21 protein-coding genes are annotated in these 22261 nt (G+C 46.1%); 7 read left to right on the plus strand and 14 right to left on the minus strand.

What is annotated here, in order from left to right:
* Positions 1-30 precede the first annotated feature (30 nt).
* Together AC58VC_RS03415 and AC58VC_RS03420 are read left to right on the plus strand one after the other, a co-directional pair.
* The gene (locus AC58VC_RS03415; protein WP_497367421.1) at positions 31-1488 is read left to right on the plus strand and encodes a sensor histidine kinase; all 1458 of its coding nucleotides are present in this window, start codon (positions 31-33) and stop codon (positions 1486-1488) included.
* Between the two features lie 12 nt (positions 1489-1500).
* Positions 1501-2205: a LuxR C-terminal-related transcriptional regulator gene (locus AC58VC_RS03420; RefSeq protein WP_497367422.1), complete on the plus strand. Its 705-nt coding sequence runs from the start codon at positions 1501-1503 to the stop codon at positions 2203-2205.
* Here the strand turns inward: AC58VC_RS03420 and AC58VC_RS03425 are convergent.
* The gene (locus AC58VC_RS03425; protein ID WP_235960079.1) at positions 2202-3047 is read right to left on the minus strand and encodes a YitT family protein; all 846 of its coding nucleotides are present in this window, start codon (positions 3045-3047) and stop codon (positions 2202-2204) included. The genes AC58VC_RS03420 and AC58VC_RS03425 overlap by 4 nt on opposite strands.
* A gap of 263 nt (positions 3048-3310) precedes the next feature.
* On the opposite strand from AC58VC_RS03425, the gene AC58VC_RS03430 reads away from it, so the two are divergent.
* The gene (locus tag AC58VC_RS03430; RefSeq protein WP_497367423.1) at positions 3311-5419 is read left to right on the plus strand and encodes an LTA synthase family protein; all 2109 of its coding nucleotides are present in this window, start codon (positions 3311-3313) and stop codon (positions 5417-5419) included.
* A 95-nt stretch (positions 5420-5514) separates the two neighbouring features.
* Here the strand turns inward: AC58VC_RS03430 and AC58VC_RS03435 are convergent, their stop codons facing one another.
* The gene (locus AC58VC_RS03435; protein ID WP_497367424.1) at positions 5515-6534 is read right to left on the minus strand and encodes a Gfo/Idh/MocA family protein; all 1020 of its coding nucleotides are present in this window, start codon (positions 6532-6534) and stop codon (positions 5515-5517) included.
* A 35-nt stretch (positions 6535-6569) separates the two neighbouring features.
* Complete coding sequence (locus AC58VC_RS03440; RefSeq protein ID WP_497367425.1) at positions 6570-7340, minus strand: sugar phosphate isomerase/epimerase family protein; 771 nt, start codon at positions 7338-7340, stop codon at positions 6570-6572.
* Positions 7341-7475: 135 nt separating this feature from the next.
* Between AC58VC_RS03440 and AC58VC_RS03445 the strand changes: the two genes are divergently transcribed.
* On the plus strand, positions 7476-8276 hold the full coding sequence (locus AC58VC_RS03445; protein WP_497367426.1) for an AraC family transcriptional regulator: 801 nt from the start codon (positions 7476-7478) through the stop codon (positions 8274-8276).
* Positions 8277-8526: 250 nt separating this feature from the next.
* Positions 8527-8754, plus strand: coding sequence for a hypothetical protein (locus AC58VC_RS03450; protein ID WP_029198041.1), 228 nt, complete (start codon positions 8527-8529; stop codon positions 8752-8754).
* A 43-nt stretch (positions 8755-8797) separates the two neighbouring features.
* Here AC58VC_RS03450 and AC58VC_RS03455 read toward each other — a convergent pair whose 3' ends face one another.
* The 8 genes from AC58VC_RS03455 to AC58VC_RS03490 all read right to left on the minus strand — a co-directional run bounded on the left by AC58VC_RS03455 (position 8798) and on the right by AC58VC_RS03490 (position 16954).
* Positions 8798-9310 carry a DinB family protein gene (locus AC58VC_RS03455; RefSeq protein ID WP_497367427.1) on the minus strand — a complete coding sequence of 171 codons (513 nt, stop codon included), beginning with the start codon at positions 9308-9310 and terminating at the stop codon, positions 8798-8800.
* Between the two features lie 67 nt (positions 9311-9377).
* Positions 9378-11573, minus strand: coding sequence for an alpha-galactosidase (locus AC58VC_RS03460; RefSeq protein WP_497367428.1), 2196 nt, complete (start codon positions 11571-11573; stop codon positions 9378-9380).
* A 162-nt stretch (positions 11574-11735) separates the two neighbouring features.
* Positions 11736-12023: a ferredoxin family protein gene (locus tag AC58VC_RS03465; RefSeq protein WP_477499023.1), complete on the minus strand. Its 288-nt coding sequence runs from the start codon at positions 12021-12023 to the stop codon at positions 11736-11738.
* A complete protein-coding gene (locus AC58VC_RS03470; protein WP_497367429.1) occupies positions 12020-13330 on the minus strand; it encodes an FAD-dependent oxidoreductase in 1311 nt (436 codons plus the stop codon). Before AC58VC_RS03470 ends, AC58VC_RS03465 begins: the two co-directional genes overlap by 4 nt.
* Positions 13327-14439, minus strand: a complete 1113-nt coding sequence (locus tag AC58VC_RS03475; protein WP_497367430.1) for an electron transfer flavoprotein subunit alpha/FixB family protein — start codon at positions 14437-14439, stop codon at positions 13327-13329. Before AC58VC_RS03475 ends, AC58VC_RS03470 begins: the two co-directional genes overlap by 4 nt.
* A 60-nt stretch (positions 14440-14499) precedes the next feature.
* The gene (locus AC58VC_RS03480) at positions 14500-15333 is read right to left on the minus strand and encodes an electron transfer flavoprotein subunit beta/FixA family protein (RefSeq protein ID WP_497367431.1); all 834 of its coding nucleotides are present in this window, start codon (positions 15331-15333) and stop codon (positions 14500-14502) included.
* 501 nt (positions 15334-15834) lie between these two features.
* Complete coding sequence (locus AC58VC_RS03485; RefSeq protein ID WP_497367432.1) at positions 15835-16266, minus strand: GNAT family N-acetyltransferase; 432 nt, start codon at positions 16264-16266, stop codon at positions 15835-15837.
* Between the two features lie 34 nt (positions 16267-16300).
* Complete coding sequence (locus tag AC58VC_RS03490; protein ID WP_497367433.1) at positions 16301-16954, minus strand: HAD family hydrolase; 654 nt, start codon at positions 16952-16954, stop codon at positions 16301-16303.
* 147 nt (positions 16955-17101) lie between these two features.
* On the opposite strand from AC58VC_RS03490, the gene AC58VC_RS03495 reads away from it, so the two are divergent.
* Positions 17102-18211, plus strand: a complete 1110-nt coding sequence (locus tag AC58VC_RS03495) for an MHYT domain-containing protein (protein ID WP_497367434.1) — start codon at positions 17102-17104, stop codon at positions 18209-18211.
* Positions 18212-18281: 70 nt separating this feature from the next.
* Here the strand turns inward: AC58VC_RS03495 and AC58VC_RS03500 are convergent, their stop codons facing one another.
* On the minus strand, positions 18282-19613 hold the full coding sequence (locus AC58VC_RS03500; protein WP_497367435.1) for an MFS transporter: 1332 nt from the start codon (positions 19611-19613) through the stop codon (positions 18282-18284).
* A gap of 199 nt (positions 19614-19812) precedes the next feature.
* On the opposite strand from AC58VC_RS03500, the gene AC58VC_RS03505 reads away from it, so the two are divergent.
* Positions 19813-20577 carry a sulfite exporter TauE/SafE family protein gene (locus tag AC58VC_RS03505; RefSeq protein WP_497367436.1) on the plus strand — a complete coding sequence of 255 codons (765 nt, stop codon included), beginning with the start codon at positions 19813-19815 and terminating at the stop codon, positions 20575-20577.
* A gap of 80 nt (positions 20578-20657) precedes the next feature.
* On the opposite strand, the gene AC58VC_RS03510 is transcribed toward AC58VC_RS03505, so the two are convergent.
* The gene (locus tag AC58VC_RS03510) at positions 20658-21401 is read right to left on the minus strand and encodes an ABC transporter permease (RefSeq protein WP_497367437.1); all 744 of its coding nucleotides are present in this window, start codon (positions 21399-21401) and stop codon (positions 20658-20660) included.
* Between the two features lies 1 nt (position 21402).
* Positions 21403-22032, minus strand: coding sequence for an ABC transporter ATP-binding protein (locus AC58VC_RS03515; RefSeq protein WP_497367438.1), 630 nt, complete (start codon positions 22030-22032; stop codon positions 21403-21405).
* Positions 22033-22261: the final 229 nt, after the last annotated feature.

Below are 22261 nucleotides of genomic sequence, written 5' to 3' on the forward strand. Positions count from 1 at the left end.
ACTCCTTTCTCACCACTTATTCGAGAAAGAGTGCCTAAATCCTGCCAATTGCGTGGCAAAGGAACTCTTGTGCAATTGTTGGCTCCGTGCCACAATAGAGGAAATATTGGATTTGTCTACGGAGGACTCATGCTGTTCGTTCTATTTGCTCTATGGATTATCGCACTCGGCCTTGTTATGATCGACCCCAGGTCGAGCACCATGCGCTGGATGAGTGCCATCGCTTTTACTGGAGGATTCGGCGCTCTTGCCGCCGTTTTATCCGAAACCTTCATTCCCTATATCCAGCAAACAGTGCCTAATCCTTCGATTAGCGCGCTGCTCTATCGCTTTATGGGGATTTGCTCGTTAATTTCTTATTATGGCTTACCGTATTCGTTCGCTATGCTCTCGCTTAGCTATAACGCAGTCTGGCAAAAACCTGTCTTACGCACGTGGCTGCCAATCGTACTACTGCTTCCTCCTATTGCTTGTCTCCTGTTCACGCCAGGATATACCGAGGAAATGCCGATTGCGTTCCCCATCGTCGCGTTATGGGCGGTGCCTTATTTTTTCATTGGCGCTGCGCTAATTATGATGAAAAAGGAACGGCTTCCTGCCCTGAGACGAACGCATTTGTTCACTTGTCTGGCGCTTTTGCCGCCTATACTTTGTGTTGGTGTGCTAAACTATGTGATGCCAAGCTTCGGTTATTACCGGATGTGGATATACCACGTATGGATTCTTGCCTTTGTCGTACCTTTTTTCGTTTTCACTTTTTTCAAATACGGGTTTCTCGGTATGAGGCTTTTAATCGAACGTCGCAAACTTGATTCTACACTTCGTGCAATCACCTCAGGGACGGCTATTTTGAACCATGCCATCAAGAATGATGTCGGGAAAATGCGGTTGTTTCTGGAAAAAATGAAACAGCATGCCGAAGAGACTCAACAAGCTGAACTTATACAGGACATTGAGGTTGTCATGGGGGCTTCCCAACACATCCGCGATATGATTTCCCGGGTTCATGAACAAACACAGGAGCTTCCTTTGAGAGTCACTCCTGTTCCTATGGGTGAGCTGCTTGAGGAGGTGCTTCTGCCTCTCCAGCCTTCTCTTTCGCAAATAGCTGCTCAGCTGAACATCTCTCACAATTTAACTCTCCAAATTGACCGTATTCAAATAGCGGAAACATTAACGAATGTGTTGATGAATGCGATTGATGCCATGCCGCAAGGTGGCGAGCTTATCATTCGGACTATGCAAGCTAAGAAAAATATCGTCCTAGAAATCAAAGATAACGGCATAGGGATGGAGAAAGAAGTCTTGAAACAAGTTCTTGAACCTTTTTATACGACGAAAAGCGGAAGCCATAACAATTTCGGCCTTGGCCTGGCCTATTGCTACAGTGTCATGAAAAAACATGGAGGAACTTTGGAGCTAAGCAGTACACCGGGGAAAGGCACGAGTGTGTTTCTTACATTTCCAAGTAGCCGAATACAAACTTAAGGGGGGTCCAACTTGGAAGCTATTCGCATATTAATTGTTGAGGATGACCTAGATTGGCTGCGCGGCCTGAAAGCGTATTTAGACCGTCAGCCTGATCTACAAGTCATTCGTACCATCTCTACCGCGGAAGAAGCGAGAGAGCTCTTTATGGCGTCTGAATCAGACGTTGACGTTGTACTAATGGATATTATGTTGCAAGATGAGCCAGCAGGCATCGGTCTAGCCGAGCAGGCACTTTTGGCATGGGGTGTCAAAGTCATTATGCTGACTTCAATGGAAGAGAAGGACTTCATTTTCCGTTCCTTCCAAGCTGGCGCCATCGACTACCAAATCAAATCCAGATTTGAGGAACTGCCAGCAATTATACGTTCAACGCATGCCCGGAAGGCGTCCATCAACGCCGCGGTAGCCGAGCAAATGCGGGAAGAGTTTCGCCGGCTCAAGCGGCTTGAACATCAGTTCAAGGTCAAGGAAGCCCGTGATTTGATCACACCGACAGAACTTCAGGTACTGGAAATGATCGATAAGGGCCATACACAAACGGAAATTGCGAGTCGATTTTTCATTTCACTGCGGACAGTCAAAATTCATGTGGGCCATATATTGAAGAAGCTAGGAAGCCCAAGCAGCAAGGATGCTGCTCAGAAAATGAGAGAATTAGGGCTGTTCGAGCGAGGAAACTCGACGCACACTACGAATGATCGCGAAAATGACTAGTGAATATCCTTCTTTTTAAATCTTCCGCCTTTGACATCGTGGATATTGCCGACTGCGAGGAATGCCGATGGATCGAGTTCATCAACAATGGATTTCAGCTTCGCCTCCTCCAGTCGCGTGATAACACAGAATATCACCTTCTTATTATCTCCGGAGAACCCGCCTTCCCCCTCCAAATACGTAACACCACGCCCCAGTCGGTCCAAAATGGCTTCTCCGATCTGTCTAAACTGATCACTGATAATCCAAACGGATTTGGACTCATCAAAACCTTCGATCGTTACATCAATCAATTTATAAGCGATAAAATAAGCAATTAATGAGTACATTGCGCGATCCCAGCTGTATACAAAGCCTGCACTGCCTAAAATAAATAAGTTGAAGAACATGACAATCTCGCCTACGGAAAATGGAATCTTTTTGGAAACTAGAATCGCAATAATTTCCGTTCCGTCAAGCGATCCTCCGAATCGGATAACCATCCCCACGCCAATCCCGAGAATAATGCCTCCAAATACGGCAGCTAATAAAGGATCATTGGTCAGCTCATGAACCGGGTGAAGCAGCCATGTACCTATAGACATTACCAAGATGGCGAATAATGTCGATAACGCAAATGTTTTTCCAATCATTTTATAGCCGATAAATAGAAATGGAATATTCAATAAGGTAAGGAAAATCCCTACTTGAATGTGGGTCAAATACGACAAAATGATGGAAATACCGGTGATTCCACCATCAATAATTCGGTTAGGAACCAAGAAAATTTCGAGTCCGACAGCCATTAAGGCTGCTCCGATAAATAGGAAGAAACCTCTCCGCAGTAGGCTGCTCTTGGTCATTCTGCGATGCTGCGCTCTAATGGCAGCTCTCTTCTGCAATGCAATCTGTTCTTTAGCCATCGTTCATCCCCTCTCGTCACTTACATTTTTCTACTTACTATCTTCTCGTCGGAAGCATCATTTCCCTGCTAAAGCCATTCATTTTTCACGTCAAAATGCATTAAAATTATTAGATAAACTACCATCGAATATTGCAGATTCTCGTGGTATAATGTCAGTTGTCCTTTACAATTTATCTACAATCCATATCCATAGGAGAACATATGAAACTACACCTAGATCGTTTACTGCAGCTATCTCGGCAGCGACTGCCTTTTATTCTTATTGCCTTAATTCCTGTGGTCATCATGGAAATATTAAGCCGCGGGCAGTATATAGAAATGTTTACATGGAGCTATAAGCATGTTATCGAGCTGGTTTATAATGAATGGATTGTTTTTAGCCTACTATTGTTGTTCATCGCTATCATTGGCCGTACTAGAGTAGCCTATTGGGTTCTCTCTGGGATACTTCTCGTTATGGGCCTCATCAGCGGGATCAAACTCAAAATACTAGGTGTCCCCTTGACGCCTTGGGATATCGTTCTAGCAGGCGAAGCTTCCGATATGGTGCAATATGTGAAGAACATTTTCACCTTCAAAATATTGCTTATTATCGCTTTGTTCGTAGTAGCCAGCTATTTCTTGTTATACCGCACACAGTTATTTATGAAAAAAGTTCATATAAAAGAACGGGGAATTATCGCAGTTATTGCGCTCGGCATGTTGGCAGCGGTTTATTCCGATCTACCACTACCTGTTCAGAAATGGTGCGGAATCAAAGCCTCCGTATGGAATCAGGTTGAAAATACGCAAACAAACGGTTACGCCCTAGCCACGTTCCTGAATACGAAGTCGATGTTCAGCGATAAACGAGAAGGTTATGATGATAAAGCCGTCGAAACCATTGTCAGCAATTCGCCTAAGCCACCGATTAAAGCCGGTGATCCGAATGTTAAACCAAACGTGATTGTCGTATTAAGTGAATCATTCTGGGATCCTACCGTTATCAAAGGTGTCGAATTCAGCCAGGATCCAATCCCATTTTTTCATAAGTTGCAGCAGACAGGAACCAGCGGATCCATGCTTTCGCCGCAGTACGGCGGTGGGACTGCCAACGTGGAATTTGAGGTTTTGACGGGGAACTCCATGCGTTTCTTGCCGCAAGGATCGATTGCCTATAACCAATTCATTACGAATGAAGTGGACTCGTTAGCTAGTATTTATGCAAGACAAGGCTACACATCAACAGCTGTTAGTCCTTTCTATAATTGGTATTTTAACAGTAATAGAATATATAAGGACTTCGGTTTCTCTAAGTATATTCCGATTGAATATTTTAAGCCTAACTATTCAGGCCCTTATATCGCGGATAGTGAGGTTGCTGCGAATATTATTCATGCGACAGATCTAAGTGACGGTCCCGATTTTGTATTTGCGAACACCATGGAAAATCATTTCCATTACTTCCCGGGTAAGTTTCCGAAAAATACATTTGATGTCAAAGGCGACATGTCCCCTTCTTCTCAAGGGATGCTCGAAACGCTTGCACAAGGCATTAATGCCTCTGATAGAATGCTGAAAGAGCTTGTTGAATACTATGAGAAAAAAGGCGAGCCAACGATTATCGCATTCTGGGGCGACCACTTGCCAGCCTTGGGCGATGACTATGCTACTTACATTGACACCAAATATATTAGCGGTAAAGATGATCCGGATTTCTTGAAAAAAATGTACAGCGTTCCCCTTGTTGTCTGGAACAATTTCGACACCGAGCGCAAGGATAAGCTCAACATTAGTCCATCCTTCTTAGGTCCTTATCTAATTGAATTATCTAAACAGCAAGGCAGTTATTATACAGATTATTTAACTCAGCTTTCGAAAAAGATCCCTGTCATCCCGCCAAAAGATTATTTTGAGGCGATGCACATTAATGAACAGGATTTAAAGGATTATGAAACCTTGCAATATGACATTATGTTCGGCGACCGCCATGCTTACAAAGATTATAAGGTTCCTATTATTAATTCGAAGTATATACTAGGTTTTGGTCCCATACTCCTTGATAGAGTTGAGGCTGATACACAAGATATATCCGGGCACACTAGTATAACACTCACTATACGCGGCAATAATTTGCCCCCGCTCAGCATTGTAACGCTGAATGGTAAGGCCATTCCGACGACATGGCAGGACGAGCACATGGTAACAGCCAGGGTGGAAGGTAATTTACTGAAATCCGGGATTTGGGACATACAAGTCCATGTGAAAGATTCGAAGGAAACGGTAGTGGGTAAATCGAACACGATCCCGATTGAAATCGGTGGAAGATAAGATGTGAACTGGCTGTTCAAAGGTTCAAAAAGAGGCTCTCCCTAGGTCATTGGATGACTTGGGACAGCCTCTTTTTTTATTGTATTAAAATGCGATTAGAGCGTAATAATTTTGCCAGTTGCTTCGGATTCGAATGCAGCTAGGATAACTTCCAAGGAACGTTTGCCTTCTTCGCCGGAAATACGTGGTTTCGTACCGCTCACAATGCTTGCTACGAACTCATCGATTACGCCGCTGACCGTTTGCTTCTCATTCGTAGCAACTTGACCAACTTTGTAACGTTCAACTGTGCCGTTACGAAGTTCAACGATAACTTGATCGTTTGGATCTGTATCAATTTTGATAACACCGTTCTCGCACCAGAGAACCGTGGAGTTGTCTTGGCCTTTGTAGTAAGTCCAGCTTGCAACCAGGGAACCTGTAGCTCCGCTTTTCATGCGCAGCAAGCAAGTGGAGTTATCATCCACATCAGTACCTTCTTTGTGCAAGGTACCAACGAAAGCTGCCACTTGTGCTACTTCATCATTCAGCAAATAGCGGATCAAATCCGATTTGTGCACACCAAGGTCGCCCATTGCGCCCATAATCGCTTCTTCCTTGCGGAAGAACCAGCTCTCGCGGCCGTCAATGCTCCAGCCTTCTGGTCCTGGATGACCGAAAGATGTACGGAATGTCAACACTTTGCCCAGCTTGCCAGATTCCAAAATTTCTTTCGCTTTCACGTGCGGCGCCATTAGACGTTGGTTGTGACCAACCATCAAGAACACGCCGTTTTTCTTAGCAGCTTCGATCATAGCTTCCGCTTCTTCAGCTGTAGTAGCCATTGGCTTCTCTACGAGTACATGCGCGCCAGCATTTGCTGCAGCAATGGAAACTTCTGCGTGCAAATAGTTAGGTGTACATACGCTTACTGCATCTACTTTTTCTTCTTTCAACATTTCAGCATAGCTGCTATAAGCTTTTCCGCCATGAAGCTGAGCGTAATGTTCAGCTCTTTCGATAATTGGATCAACGAAAGCAACGAACTCAACATTCGGATTTAAAGCGTATTCCGGGATATGTCTATGTTTGGAGATGGAGCCGCAACCAACGACGGCCACTTTAATTTTACTCATTTGAATGTACACTCCTCTGAATGATTAGTTATGAATTAGTTATGAACGTTGATGTAGTGCTCTTTAACCCAGTTCAAACTGTTTTCAATGCTCACAAGCGGTGGCTTCTGGCAGTGATCCTGCTCAACAACAAGCCACTCCACGCCTGCTTGCTCTGCAGCTGTAATGACTTGCTCGAGTGGAACCTCGCCTAATCCTAGCTCCAACGTAACTAGCTTGCCTTCAGCATCCTTGGAGAAATCTTTGAAGTGAAGCAGTGGCAGACGTCCAGCATACTTCGCAATATAAGCTAATGGATCTTGCCCTGCGTATTTAACCCAGCACACATCCATTTCCACTTGGATCGCATCTTTGCCTGCATACATGGCATCAAACACGAACTCGCCGTCTACTTTATGATGGAATTCGAAATCATGATTATGGTATAAGAACTGTAATCCTTGTTTGCCAACTTCAATCGCAAGTTGTTCACATTCAGCAATTAGCGTTCTCCATTGGTCCGCATTTTCACGCTCTTCAGCACCTACATAAGGGCAGATCGCGTATTTTGCACCAATTGTGTGCAGATAGTCGATTTCACCTTGCAGATTATTGCGGAATCTCTCCAGACTTACATGGCTTCCAATCGCTTTCAGCCCAAGCTCATCTAGCAATTCTTTCATTTCTGCCGCAGGCTTGTCAAAATAACCCGCGAACTCCACGCCTTCATATCCTAGCTTAGCAACATGACGAAGTGTGCCTTCCAAATCTTTTGCCATATCATCACGAAGTGTATACAATTGAAGACCAATTCCTAAACGTCCCATTTGTTTCCCTCTTTTCTTAGATTCCAATTTATGCATTTCTTTTGCCTATGTAGACAGTATAGCGGAACATAGCTTATTATGACCATTCACGATATAATCAAAACATATCTTATTTGGCTATGAAAGGTGAATGCAATGGATACAGAGTTGTTAACCTGCGGCTATTCTTTTCATATGGAACCGTTTAATGTGAGTACGAAATCCGGGCTCAATACTTATCTTTTCCGTTTACAAACAGAAGGCACATGTGAAATTCTCGTTGATGGGCAAATGATTCAAATCGAATCTGGCCATTTGCTTTTATATAAGCCAGGTGATCCCTACGAACTAAGGATCGAACCTGCAAAAGACAACCCAAGTGGAAAAATTGCCAGCGGAGATTATTATTTATTTTGCAAAGGGACATGGATCGACGCATGGTGGAAACGCAGCCTCAAACAAACCTGTACGCGAATTGATCTTGACGCGCGGCTCATTTCTCTTTGGCGCCAGCTTATTCTTGAGAAGCGCAGAATGGAAGAGGAAAACCGTGAGCTTAGCGGCTACCTGCTGCAAGCCCTTTGCCTATATGTTGAGCGCGCAGCAACGGAAACCGTTTCCTTGCAAGGACGGCCTTTTACAGGCACTCGAATGAAACGATTTATTGAAGCGCACGCAACCGCCACCTTCAAAGTCGATGATGTAGCGGACCACGTGGGACTCAGCGTATCTCGCGCCGTTCACTTGTTCAAAGAATACTTCGGCAAAACCATGATTCAATACGCCTTGGAAGTCCGGTTATCCAGCGCAGTGGAACGGATGCACGATAGCTCCATGTCCTTGGAGCAAATCGCCTTGAGCTGCGGTTTCGGCAGCTATCCGTATTTCCATCGTGCCTTTAAACATCGCTTTGGGATCTCGCCAAAACTGTATCGGCAGCGGGATTCGCAAAATTAAAGAAAATTCACAAAATTTTCATGTAGTTTTTTATAGAGTATGGAACTTTTTTGCCTTCTGAATCGTATATTCTTTGACAACGGAAAAAGCTAGCAGATTGATGCTCCAAAATGAGGAATTAATTTGAATAGTTTTAAAAGAAATACATGAAATGCAAGTTTGTTTCAAAATTGTAAAACTATTTTAAGGTTAAATTAATAATCCTCATATATGCTTGATGTATATCCAATTCCTAGGATGGTGAAAATCTATGAAAATGTTTATTACAATTCACAACAAACCCGTGCCTGTCTACTCCGATGAGAAAAATAAAAAGAAATTCAATTTATTGAAATCCGCTCTTGAAGCGAAAGTTACTAAAGGCAGAGCGACGATTAAGAAATGCTTGGACTCCATCATAAGCATTGAAATCGTTGGCTGTGAAGCGATCCTGCATTCATTCAATGAACGTGATTCATTGGCATTATCCCTATATTAAAAAAAAGAGTTTGTCGAGGGCGTACCCTGACAAACTCTTTTTTTTATAAATATCGTTCCTGCACAACACTCACATGGTGTTCAGCATGGCCGGCAATCACATAAGCAAGCCCTCGTGCAGTAATGTCAAACGTGCTGACATTACCTTGGCGCGACCAAGCAGAATCTGCAATTGTTTGTAGAAGTGTTAAAGTAGCCTGCCGAACCGCCTTGAAATCATGCAATAGCACCTCGATAGACACTTCGTCGAACGAAGTATTTGCAATAAAGACATCCTGATCAAACCCTGGCAGTACCGTTGAATCTCCGCGGGCTATACGCAGCATACGGTAGCTCATTACCCGCTCCGTGTCCGTTATATGCCCTAATACTTCCTTCAAGCTCCATTTCCCCGATGCGTAGCGATAAAGTCCCTTTTCGTCATCAAAATTTCCAAATAACGCAAGGATTTCATCAAGTTGACGCTTTAAAAACACCTCGTAATCCTCGTCAGACACTTTGCTGATGTACGTTTCATAATAAGGTGCGTATTCATCTTTCCCAGGTCGCTTCAACATATCGTAGTAATCTCCCTTCCATGATCAGTCTATCTATGTAATAGACTAATCATAGCGGAAATTGAGATTATTGAGAAGATGCCTGAAGCACCCATATTTTACTCTGGAAATCTCCGCGCAAGTCGTTGACGGGAAGACCGGCGTAAAGCAAATGATCGCCAGGATATTCACTATCGTTACCCGCGATACGGTAATCGAGATCAGGGTTAAGCCCTTTTAACCGCAGCGATTTGAGTGGCGCGTTCGGTTCTGCCAGCACGCGGAAATAGCCGACAAGTGCTTGCTTTTTATCCTCGGAGACGATCATCCAAGCCGTTTCGTTGCCCTCAAAGGGACTCAGCAGACGATACAAATCGCCGAATTGGACCAACGGGCGGATTTCTTTGTAATCCGCAATTTGTTGTTTGACGATCTCTTTTTCCTCATCCGTGAAACGGGTCAGATCCAGCTCGTAACCGAAATTGCCGGACATCGCCACATCACCGCGCATCTTCAGCGAGGTTTCGCGCTTCACCTGGTGATTCGGAACTGCGGATACGTGCGCACCCATCGAGCTAATCGGATAGACGATGCTTGTCCCGTATTGAATTTTCAAGCGGGAAACGGCATCCGTGTTGTCGCTCGTCCACGTTTGCGGCATGTAATAGAGCATGCCTGGATCGAAGCGGCCTCCGCCGCCTGAGCAGCTTTCAAACAGAATATGAGGGAATTCTTTCGTTAACGATTCGAGAACGCGATAGAGCCCCAAGATATAACGGTGTGCCGTTTCCCTTTGTCTTTCAGGTGGCAGCGCGGCAGAGCCGATTTCCGTCATATTGCGATTCATGTCCCATTTGACATACGTAATTGGGCTGCTGCTCAGAATGTTACGAAGCATTCCCAAGATCGCCTCACATACATCTTCACGAGAGAAGTCCAGAATCAATTGTTGACGACCCTCTGTGCGACGACGGTTAGGCACGTGTAAGCACCAATCCGGATGCTTCTTGTACAGTTCACTGTTCGGTGATACCATCTCCGGCTCAAACCAGAGGCCGAATTGAAGCCCCATGCCATTGACTCTGGCTACCAAATCTTCCAAACCATTCGGCAGCTTCGCTTTGTCGACGATCCAGTCACCTAGCGAGCTGTTGTCGCTGTCTCTTTTACCGAACCAGCCATCATCAAGCACGAACAGCTCGATCCCAAGCTCCTTGCCTGCGCTGGCAATGCTTTCGATTTTGTCCGCGTTAAATTGGAAGTACGTTGCTTCCCAGTTATTCACGAGCACCGGTCTAGTACGGTCACGGAATTCTCCACGACATAAGCGTGTTCGATACAATTTGTGATAAGACCTGGACATTTCCCCTAAGCCAGAGCTGGAGTAAACCATAACAGCTTCAGGCGTCTGGAATGCTTGTCCAGGTTCAAGCAGCCAAGAGAAATCAAACGGATTAATTCCCATAGATACGCGCGTGTTCCCATACGGCTCTACTTCCGCATGAGCCGCAAAATTCCCGCTGTACACGAGGCTAAACCCGTATACATCCCCATGGTCCTCGCCCGCCTCCTTGGCAAGCAGGGCAATGAATGGATTATGCTGATGGCTGCTGGATCCGCGGCGGCTTTCCACGGTCAATTTACCCGGTGCAAGCGGCCTTCGGACCATATACCGCTCTCTCACCCAGCTTCCTGAAAGCTGCAGCAGATCGAATTCGTTGTGTGAATAGTCAACACTCATACTTAGCGCGCGAAGCAGCTTCACATCAGCTGTCCCTTCGTTCACGAACCGCACGGATCTCGTCATTGCCGCATGCGTGTCAAAAATGGTGTAAGAAAGAATGACCCGTAAACCAATCAAGGCATCCACTAATTCCAACTCAAGCGTTTGCGCTTCATCCTCATGCTCTATATACGTAGCCGGCAAACCTTCTAACGTAGGTTTACCTGCGTAAATTCGATGCTTATCATAGATAAGTTCAGTAATCGTAGACCCATCAGAAAGCGCAACTTGATAAGCAGGCTCCCGATAATCGCTGGTTCCATATGCCGGATATTCCTGCGGTAACGTATCGAAGGAGATACTCCGATCTTCCGGAACCGGGTTAGGAGAAAACGAGCATCTTTCATGAAATTGTAAAATAGAAGCCAATTGCCCGGATCGGATGGGGCGACCCCAGTAGACATGTGCCGGATAGGCGTTTTGGACAAGCTGAATCACATAACTCATCTGATTGTTTTGTAAATGAAAAATACCTTGTTTCTGTTCAAAAGTTATCTGCATAATATCCCTCCTAATCCTTATTATCTTATTCTTTGTGAATCTGCACTATGGAGATTGTGCACATACATATGGAGAAATGTAGTTTTACTATAGTATTCCCTAATTCCAGCAAAAAAGGAGCAAGGGCTTAAAAGCCCTGCTCCATTCCCTAAACCTATCCATTTAGCCAAATTTATATGTCATTCCGTAGCCACCTTTAGGATAAACCCAATCGATGTTATGCGACGGGCAGGCAATTCGGCAGGTTCCGCATTCAATGCAGTTCTCAAAAGCGACGGTTGTAATCTTGAGCTTCTTTTCCCATTCATACACATCGGAAGGACAGAAATAGTTGCAATCCTTGGTCACACAACTCATACATGTCTGTTTGTCTTTGATAACGAGGTGTGACTTGTCATCACATTTGTAACGAATCGTAAACAGCTTATCAGAAATGTCGCTTTGACTCATCCGTTCATCGCCCTCCATCCCTTGTAACCCAGCTTCATCAAGTTCACTGTGCCGCCTGCGGCGTTTTTGATCAGCTTCATCGCCATTTTTTGCTTATCTGCTTTGGCAATGCCGTCCACAAGGAACATGTTATAAGCAGCTTCATTAAGCGCTCTAGGCAGCTTATCAAACAGAAGTTCAGGGTCCTGTTCCTTCAGGAATTGGTGCATGCCCTTATACTTTTGCAAATCTTTGTGGACAAAGGATTCGCGTATTTTTTGATCGTAAGCTTGCAGCGATGCGGCGGAGTAGTCCCCGCTCCCTTTGGCCTCCACGATCGCTTCGCCGGCCAAACGGCCAGAGGTCATCGCCAAATTAGTGCCTTCCCGATGAACGAAGTTAATGAGCTGCGCGGCATCCCCGCAGACGCACCAGCCATTGCCTGAAAGCGGAGGAATTGAATGAAAGCCGCCTTCGGGAATCAAATGTCCGGAATATTCCTTCGTTTCACCGCCTTGTATCAGCTTGCGAATCATTGGATGCTGTTTCACAGCGTCTAAGACGGCATAAGGTTTGACTTTTTTATCCCGCAAATGGTTAACCATCACACCGACACCTAAGGAAATGGTTTCTTTATTCGTATAAAGGAAGCCCATTCCCGCCATGCCGAGCGAAGTTTCACCCATGAATTCAATCGTCACGCCTTCGTCGCCTTCCAGTCCGAAGCGGTCCTCGATTTTCTCCTTGGGCAGTGCAATGACTTCTTTCACCGCAAGTGACACTTGATCCGGTGTCCATTCCTTATGGATGCCCATGGCTTTTCCGAGCAAGGAATTCACTCCGTCGGCGATGACAACAACGTCTGCATACAAATTGCCATCATCCCGATCCGTCTTCACGCCAACGATCTTATCGCCTTCGCGTATGACATCCAGCGCAACGGTTTCGTACACAGGAATGGCTCCAGCGGCAACCGCTTTATCGGCAAACCATTGGTCAAATTTGACACGCAAACCGGTAAAACAGTTATAAGGCTCCTTGTACGCCTCATTGCGGTGACCGAACGTTACCATGGACTCTTTGCCCATCATCCAAATGCGCTGCTCCACAATGTACCGTTCCATCGGAAAGTTCTTCTCTTTCCAGAACTCGGGAACGAGTTCCTCAATTTGCTTACGGTAGAGGACGCCGCCGAAAATGTTTTTGGCACCAGGGAACTCCCCCCGCTCCAGGAGTACAACAGATAACCCAGCTCGCGCCATCGTCAAAGCTGCAGCTGAACCGGCTGGACCTCCGCCAACGACGATCGCATCAAATTTTTCATTCATTTGGCCTCACTCCTTTCCAGCGTTGGCACGGAAGCGGTTGTATCCGCAGCGGGCTTGCCAAACAGCGTTCGGCGCTTTTTCACCTCTTGCGTAATCGCCGGAACCAGCTTAAACAGATCGCCTACCATGCCATAATGAGCAAATTGAAAAATTGGCGCTTTCTCGTCTTTGTTTATGGCGACGACAACGTCCGCATGGCTCATGCCGACGGTATGCTGCACAGCGCCCGAGATGCCGATGGCGAAGTAAAGCTTCGGCCGCACAGTGGCACCCGTTTGACCAACCTGGTGCTCATGCCCGATCCAGCCCGCATCCACCGCCGCGCGGGATGCGCCAACGACACCGCCGAGCGCTTCCGCCAGCTCAGCGAGCAGCCCGAAGGGCTCAGGGCCGCCTAGTCCGCGGCCCCCGGCCACAATAATCTCGGCGTCCTCGAGATTCAGCTTGCCGGTTTCGTGCAGGAAGTCCAGCACCTGCGCGGCAATCTCTTCCTCCCGCATCGCCGCTTCGATCGCGACGATCTCACCTTGGCGCGCCGTGTCCTTCACCAGCGACTGAAACACCCCGGCCCGCGCCGTCGCCATCTGCGGCCGGTACTGCTTACAGAGGATGGTGGCCATCATCTTCTCGGAGAAAGCCGGCCGGCTGGCCAGCAGCAGCCGCGACGGCGGCAGCTCCACGTCGAGCTGCGTCGTATCGGCCGTCAAGCCCGTTGGCAGGTGCGTCGCGATGGCGCCTGCCAGATCACGGCCCGTGGCTGTCGCGCCGAACAGCACGATCTCGGGTTTTGCCTCCTCGATTAGCTTCAAGCAGACCCGGCTGTAGGGCCGGGTTCGGTACGTGCGAAGCTCTGGCGCTTCGCAGAGGAACACCCGGTCCGCGCCGTAATGCACGGCTTCGTCGGCGAGGTGGGCTACACCCTCGCCGATGACGAGCGCCATGAGCGGCGCGTCCAGCTTGGCTGCCAGCTTCTTGCCTTCGCCTAGCAGCTGCCAGGACACTTTTTTCGCTACCCCGTCTCGCTGCTCAACAACGATTAATACTCCCCGATATGCGGACCAATCGGGCATTGCCGCTTCGGCCTGGTCCGTCGTTTGATCACTAGCCATTGTGACTTCCCCCATTCGTTACATGTTCCTTACATGCTCCATTAGCGTCTTGTGCCATGCCTAAGTCCAATCAAGCAGTGTCTGCATATCCTTCGTCATCAGTTGGTCAGCAAGCTGCGCGGCTGCCGCTTCCGGCGAATCATAGGTGATCATATTCGTTTTAACCGCTTTTACTTCAGGCACCCACGTTTTTGCAACGATCGTTGGGGAGCCTTTGAGTCCGATTTTCGCCCGTTCCAAATCTGGAAAATCCGCCGTTGTCCACACAGTCGGCTTGTAACGCGCCGCTCGAATCATGCCTGGCATCGACGCCCTTCGAACCTTATTCAGCTCCTTAAGCGCTGTAATCAACACAGGCATGCTTGTCTCAACAACTTCGATACCGTCTTCCAAAAGACGATGCACGCGAACCTTGCGATTCTGTTCATCAACATCAACCACTTTGTTCACATAGGTGAGCTGCTCCAAATCCAATCGGCAAGCGACCCCTGGCCCGACTTGACCCGTGTCGCCATCCAGTGTTTGTTTCCCGCAAAAAACAATATCCACCGGCCCCCACGTCTCAGCGATTTTACGAATCGTCCGAGCAACGACATAGGAAGTAGCCAGTGTGTCCGCTCCAGCAAAACCACGGTCCGTTACCAGTACGGCATCATCCGCGCCGAGCGAGATGCACTCCTTCAAGCCTTTCTCCGCGGGAGGCGGCCCCATAGTGACAACAGTCACCCTTGCCCCGGTCTCATCCTTGATGCGGAGCGCTTCTTCCAGCCCATGCATATCGTAAAAATTCACAATGCTGGGTACACCTTGACGAATTAATGTGTTATTTTTCGGGTCAATGCGAATTTCTCTAGAGTCAGGTACCTGCTTGATACACACTACGATATGCAGCATCTCTGCACCCTCCTGTTTCCTTGGGGAACTTTTTATTGCACCGTTTGACAAAACACCCGCAATGCTTGTCATCATTGTGAAAATTGTCACTTAAATGACGTGTAGAAATCGCTTTCATCACAATCTTAGTAAAGTCACAGCCTACAACAATATATGCAAAATGCTATCTAACATGACACTTACTTTTGGCTTGGACTGTTATCCTTGTATGACAAAGGCTTCCTATTTCACCTGATCGCATGACTCCGTTTCTCAGTTCCAAGGGGGAAGATCCATTAAGCCGCCTTAACTGAAATAGATGGAAAAGCTACCCGAAATTTGCTAGACTCAGTAGGATTAGCGGTAGGTAGAAATTTCAGTTAATTGGTTAAAAATGGTTCAATCGTGGAAAATAGCAGAAGTAATCGGCGTTAAGTAGTCCCCCCCTTTCTCGAACCCTACTCCACGCAAAGAAAAAAAGGTTAGCCAGGAATACCTCCTGACCAACCTTTTTATATATGACTATTCCTCTTCCGGCTCAACCTCATACGTGCACATAAACCGCTCAACGCTTGGGTATTTCTCGCCAAGACTGCGAATCACGAAGCCGATGTTCCGGTAAAATTGAACCGTTTCCTCATCCGTCTCCGCCACGATTCTCAAAGGATGCATTTCTTCAATAATTTCGAGAATGATGCCCCGCCCGAACCCAGCTCCTCTGCTATGTGGTTCAACAGCCAGATGATGGATGGTCATTTCCTGCTCATCATTGATTCGAAATCCGATAATTCCGACAAGAATGCCCTCTGACTCATAGCCATAAAGCCACATATTCGAATCCGTCTCGTAACGCTTAATCGTCTCTTCCAATACATCTGGATCTGGAAAGACACTGTAACTAAGCAGCTCCTGAATAAGGTTCTCCTGAAGGCGGGATTTAACGTCGATTAACACTTACGATCACTTCTTTCTCTTGTTCATCTCTCATCTATACATAATCTAACAGACTTAATAGCTTGTCAATGTGGACTGCTGGCTTAACGCCTTTTTCCACCATTAACGGTACCCCACTGCCATAACTTATAAAAGGAATCTTCGCTTCCCTAGCCGCTTGGCCGTCAATCCACGAATCACCCACGGAAATCCATTTATTCGCTTCAACTTCACAAAAATGCTTCAGGACAAACAAATTACCTGAGGGCGAGGGCTTCATCGCCTCCATCTGATCTCTTCCAACTATCAAATCAAATCGGTCTTTAATTCCCGTGGTCTCCAAGGCTCTAACAGCGGCGGCGTAGGAGTTATTCGTCACCAGCGCAAGTGTATAGATTCCTTGAAGCTTATCCAAAAGCTCCTGCGCACCCGGCTCAAGACCCGCTCCCTCCATGCCTGTTAGCTCATATCCCTCAGCAATCTGCAAAGCGGCAGCCAGCACTTTATCCGTTGCTCCCTCCGCTTTAACATGGGCAAGAATTGTCGATGTTGTGTGCGACGCTATCGAAAACTCACGCGATAGCACCCCTTCTTTGATCAAAAAGTGGGCAATCGCCTGCTTCATTGCTGGAAAATCAATATGGGATTGAAGAAGCGTATTATCCATATCAAAAATAATGCCACGTATCGCGTTCTCTTTGTTCAGCAACGCTTCCATCCCCTATATCAAGATTTAGTGTATTTCGACACCATTCGATTTTAATTAACATTAACCGCTATATACACGTCATTGACTGACAACTATAATAAAACCACCGAAGACTGGCACAACATCATTCAATGAGAGGAATCGGATATGCATCTTGCAGAAACTCATCGATATAGTTTATACCTCATCCTTCTAGCTTTCGTTATTGTTCTGTTAGCTTCCTATACAAGTCTGAAATTGGCACAAAGAATTGCTGATTCTAGCCCCTGGCAACAAAAGTTATGGATCACGAGCAGTGCTTCCACCATAGCCGTGGGCATCTGGTCCATACATTTCATTGCGATATTAGCCTGTCCATCTCCGGTCGATAAGAGCTTCGACATTGCGACGTTATTCACATCTTTAGCTATCGCAGTAATTGGCTCCATAATTGGCTTTATTGTCATGCATTTCGCCACGTTCGAATTCCCTAAATTTCTGCTTGGCGGAACATTTATGGGATTGTCGTTATCCGGAATGCACTTCTTGAGCATGAGCGCCCTACATCAAGTGGAAATTCGATATTCACCTATGCCATTTATCATTTCTATTTTAATAGCTATCATAGCATCCATAACTACTTTATACCTATCCTCCTACACCAAACAAAAGGTGCTTACTAACGGATTCGTTATCAGCTTAGCCCTGAGTGGCATGCATTATATAGGGATGTTTGCAGGAAAAATGACATATCCAGATCGCAGCATGCTTTCTGAGCATTACCCTGCGAGTATGGATGGTTATATACTCGCCTTGTTGATTGCTTTTGGGACGATCATTTTTCTCTCCATCAACTTGTTTTATGCCATGAAAATCGATCAGAAGCTCGTTGAACAATTTGCCCTCAAGGCCTCTCTACTGGATACAAGTATCGACTGCATCATGGTGTTTAACAGCAGGGGCTGGATTATTGAATGTAATTCGGCGGTGTCAGCAACCTTTGGTTATACCCGCAAGCAAGCTTTGACTTTAACAATGTTTGACTTTCTATTCCCTTTTGATCGAAATGGCGAAGCGGCCGCTTCATTGTTTCAGCAGCTTTCACGGCAAGATGCTGCTTTGCTCGGCAAGCGAGTTGAAATGGCCGCCTACCGTGCAGATCGTTCCGAATTTCCGGCTGAGATCACAATCACCGGGTTTCAGTTTAAAGGAAAGATGATGTTTGCGGCAACGATTAGGGACTTAACGAATCAGAAACATTCAGCTTCAGCTTCCTAAATATACGTTATCATGAGCAAAGAACCTGAGGCAGCACCTCAGGTTCTTGCTCATTCTCTGGATCCCAGGCTTAAGCCGCCTGTTTGGATGTGGATTGAATCATAAATGGGATGAACATGGAGACTAAACTGACAATGAAGCCAAACACGAACATACCATGGAAACCACTATAGAATACAGTCGCTTTTGTTAAAATCGCCCCCATGATGGTCACGCTCACGGCCGTGCCAATATTACGAGCGAACAACTGCAACGAAGTAGATATCCCTTTCTGGTGCGCTTCAACAAGCTGCTGCGAACCAATCGTTGAAACCGTAAAGATGAGTCCAAAGGCAAGGCCAAGCATCGTCATCGTCGCAAAAGAGTACCAGAAGGCCGTTTTTTCACCCATAAAATAAAGCATGATAGCCGTAATCACGAGCAAACCGTTCCCTATTATAAGTAGCGGTTTATAACCATATTTAAGCACCCATTTCCCGCTTGGGACAGCAACAACCATCCAACCAATCGACGTTCCGAGCAGAGCAATTCCACTCACAAATAGCGAATAGCCTTGATTTTGCAAATAAAGCGGAATAAAGCTTGAGGTCCCGAATAGAGCTGCACAGGAGATGAACGAGACAGCAATCATAATCGCAACTGGTCGGTTCCTAAGTAGATTCAAAGGAACAATCGGTGCGCTGTGCCTCTTCTCGTAGAAGAAAAAGGCAACCATGAATAAAGCTCCTAATGCCCCGTATATGTAATTGTACTGCTCAACCGTTGTCGTTAGGAGCAGCAGCGAAATCCCCAAAGCGAATAACACGGCTCCGCCGTAATCCACTACTGATTTCTTCGCTTGATAGACTTCTTTGTACGGCTTCAAAGCTAGAAGCGAGACCAAGCAAATCGGAATATTAACGAAGAATATCCATCGCCAGCTCAAATATGTCACAAAAAATGTCCCTAATAACGGTGCTAATACAGCCGCTAGCCCCCACATCGCTGTGAAGAAGGCTTGCACTTTCCCACGCTGCTCCACGGGATAGATGTCTCCCGCGATTATCGCAGGAAACGGCATCATCACGCCCGCGCCAATCCCTTGGATGGCTCTAAATAGGATCAGCTGCAGCATACTCTGGGATAGACCGCAAAGTACAGATCCGCCTAGAAACAAGAGAATCCCGGCAGCATAGATCTTTTTCCGACCAAATAAATCGGATAATCGGCCTGCTAGCGGAGCAAGTACAGTAGAAAGCACCATATACGAGGTAAATGCCCAGGCAAAAAGGTCACTACCGCCAATTTCCTTCACAATAATCGGCATCGTCGTATTGGCAATGGTCGTATCCATAGATGCCACTAGCATCGCCAGTACGATGCTGACCATGACCGTTGTTCGATTACTTCGATTATTACTCATATTTTGATGTACCTCCTATGCTGTCTTCTTAATCACATCCATATATTGTAACTGATTCGTTATCTAATGAATAGCGTATTTAGTGATTTGGCTGCTGCGACTCGAAACAGCATACAAAAAACTTCTTTACATATAGCTAACCCATATAATAAAATTAATCCAATTGAATTAGTGGGTAATTGAATGGGGACATGACTACATGACTTTGAGTATTTTGTTTATGGGTGTAATTGTTGGTTTTTTGGTTGGATTGACAGGTGTTGGCGGAGCTTCGCTGCTCACCCCCATCTTAATCCTAATCGGTATTCATCCTTCTATTGCCGTCGGAACAGACCTGCTTTATAATTCCATCACGAAGCTTTTCGGCACGATTCAGCATTGGCGGCAGAAAACCATTGATTTTAAGCTTGTCAAGATGTTAGCAATGGGCAGTATTCCGGGCGTCATTGTCGCAGTAATTTTCCTGAAATCATTCAACTCGTTTTATAATAATCAAGAAGTCATTATCAAACACGCGCTCGGCTATGTCTTGATTCTGGTTGCTTTCGCCACCTTGTTCAAAGTTTTTTTCGGCCATAAGATCAAGGAAAACCGTTGGCAGCTCAAAAGTTTGGAAGAGAAACGCGGTCTGACTATCACCATCGGTGCGGTACTTGGATTCATAGTAGGAATAACCTCCATCGGTTCTGGCTCCTTATATGCCATTGCCATGCTTTATTTCTTCCGCATGGTTCCCGCACAACTCGTCGGAACAGATATCGCTCATGCATTTTTTCTAGCAACGACAGCAGGTATTCTGCACGCTAGCATGGGAAATGTCAACTACACGCTCGTCATCAATCTTCTGCTTGGCTCGATTCCTGGTGTGCTGATCGGGAGCATGCTCTCCACCAAAGCACCGACCAATGTCCTGCGGACGATAATTGCAAGTCTAGTATTAATTAGTGGCCTTAAATTAATATAAGAATACCAAAAGCGCCCGATTCTATTCGGGCGCTTTTGGTATATTGTAATTCCGGAGATTCCCCGGGAAATAACTTTTTCTTATTTCAAAGTCATATCCTTGGTGAACCATAATTTATAGCTCAAAACACTTAAAATAATACCTGTCATTGCTGCTGAAGCCGTAAAAGCAAATAAAATCAAAATCTGATACCTAACGGCTTCGATCGGACTCGAACCCGCAATAATCATCCCTGTCATCATGCCAGGCAGTTGGACTAATCCGACTGTCTTCATTCCGTCTATGGTAGGAATCATACTTGCCTTAACAGAGCGCTGAAGCGCTTGTTGAATGGCTTGTTTGGGTGTCGCTCCCAGCGCAAGAAGGACATCAATTAACTCGCGAGACGACCCTACCTCACGGTTCATCTGATTCAAAAACAACCCGCAAACAATCATAGAACTTCCAATTGTCATCCCGCTGATGGGGATTATGAATTGGGTAGTTGGTTTAATAATTTGGAAACCAAGCATAAGTCCCATGGTTAGCATTTCTGTAACAGCAATTGCTGCTGCTATTCGCCAATTGATCCCTTTTAACCCTATCCCACGTTTGCCCGCGTTTTGTGTAGCTATCATAATCATGATTGCAATGATTCCTATAATAAGTCCTAAGTGTTCGGTTTGAAAAACAAAATGAAGCACGTATCCTATGAACAGCAGCTGCAAAGCACCACGAATGGTTCCCCAGGCAATATCCTTTTCAAGCCCAAGCTTCTGCCATTTGGATAAGACCATCGTAATCATGATAAAAGTAAGCGTAAAGCCCAAAGCTATTGGAGACAACTTACACCACTCCCCCTTGATCAAAGGAAATAGGCGGTAAGTCGCCTTTTTTCACTGTTTCTAACAAAGCCCCGCTCTCCAGATGCCAAAACCGATTGGCCACTCTCACGGCTTGCTTCTGCTCATGGGTCACCCAAATAAGCGCTGTCCCCATTTCATCCTTCCATCTCATTAGCATCGTTTCCACCGCTTGTTTGCTCTGTGCATCCAGCGCTGAGGTCGCTTCATCGAGTAGAAGGATATCGGAGCTGAGCAACATCGAACGCACGAGCTGAAGACGTTGTTTTTGTCCACCGGACAATTCTGCTGGATTCTGAGACCAATTAAGATCACCCAACCCAACCTCATCCATGAGTCTCTTAGCTAGAGGCTGATCAAATTTACGCTGATGAAGCTTACTCACCAGAGCCAGATTGTCTTCCACGGTCTTCGGCAGCATAGCCGGTTGTTGAGGCACATAACATACCCGTTTCCGCCACTCGCATGGTCCCCAGCTATCAACAGGACGTCCATGTAAGGATAAACGGCCACCGTGAATGCTGTCTAATGCAGCTAAAACACGTAATAGCGTACTCTTCCCCTGCCCGGATGGCCCTTGGATCGCTATGACATCTCTAGAACAAACATCCACACTGATTTGTTTAAAAAGCGGCGTGCTCCCTCCGTTTGGATGGTTTTTATGTACATTTTCAATAACAAAATAAGGCTGCAGAATTTCTCACTCCCTAGATGATCTAACGCTTATGATGATTAAATTATATCACAGCCCATTTCTCATGGTGTTTTTAACCCATTTTTTTCACAAACAGGCACTGGCCTACACAAGATGACTTGCCCTATTCATACGTTGTGATGAACAC

This window comes from Paenibacillus sp. J22R67 (assembly GCF_059692175.1).

Bases quoted from the DNA above. Each gene is read 5' to 3' on its own strand.
- AC58VC_RS03505 (WP_497367436.1), top strand. From the start codon at position 19,813: ATGACTTTGAGTATTTTGTTTATGGGTGTAATTGTTGGTTTTTTGGTT.
- AC58VC_RS03470 (WP_497367429.1), bottom strand. From the start codon at position 13,330: ATGAATGAAAAATTTGATGCGATCGTCGTTGGCGGAGGTCCAGCCGGT.
- AC58VC_RS03425 (WP_235960079.1), bottom strand. From the start codon at position 3,047: ATGACCAAGAGCAGCCTACTGCGGAGAGGTTTCTTCCTATTTATCGGA.
- AC58VC_RS03430 (WP_497367423.1), top strand. From the start codon at position 3,311: ATGAAACTACACCTAGATCGTTTACTGCAGCTATCTCGGCAGCGACTG.
- AC58VC_RS03455 (WP_497367427.1), bottom strand. From the start codon at position 9,310: ATGTTGAAGCGACCTGGGAAAGATGAATACGCACCTTATTATGAAACG.
- AC58VC_RS03475 (WP_497367430.1), bottom strand. From the start codon at position 14,439: ATGGCTAGTGATCAAACGACGGACCAGGCCGAAGCGGCAATGCCCGAT.
- AC58VC_RS03445 (WP_497367426.1), top strand. From the start codon at position 7,476: ATGGATACAGAGTTGTTAACCTGCGGCTATTCTTTTCATATGGAACCG.
- AC58VC_RS03435 (WP_497367424.1), bottom strand. From the start codon at position 6,534: ATGAGTAAAATTAAAGTGGCCGTCGTTGGTTGCGGCTCCATCTCCAAA.
- AC58VC_RS03500 (WP_497367435.1), bottom strand. From the start codon at position 19,613: ATGAGTAATAATCGAAGTAATCGAACAACGGTCATGGTCAGCATCGTA.
- AC58VC_RS03440 (WP_497367425.1), bottom strand. From the start codon at position 7,340: ATGGGACGTTTAGGAATTGGTCTTCAATTGTATACACTTCGTGATGAT.
- AC58VC_RS03465 (WP_477499023.1), bottom strand. From the start codon at position 12,023: ATGAGTCAAAGCGACATTTCTGATAAGCTGTTTACGATTCGTTACAAA.
- AC58VC_RS03460 (WP_497367428.1), bottom strand. From the start codon at position 11,573: ATGCAGATAACTTTTGAACAGAAACAAGGTATTTTTCATTTACAAAAC.
- AC58VC_RS03495 (WP_497367434.1), top strand. From the start codon at position 17,102: ATGCATCTTGCAGAAACTCATCGATATAGTTTATACCTCATCCTTCTA.
- AC58VC_RS03450 (WP_029198041.1), top strand. From the start codon at position 8,527: ATGAAAATGTTTATTACAATTCACAACAAACCCGTGCCTGTCTACTCC.
- AC58VC_RS03480 (WP_497367431.1), bottom strand. From the start codon at position 15,333: ATGCTGCATATCGTAGTGTGTATCAAGCAGGTACCTGACTCTAGAGAA.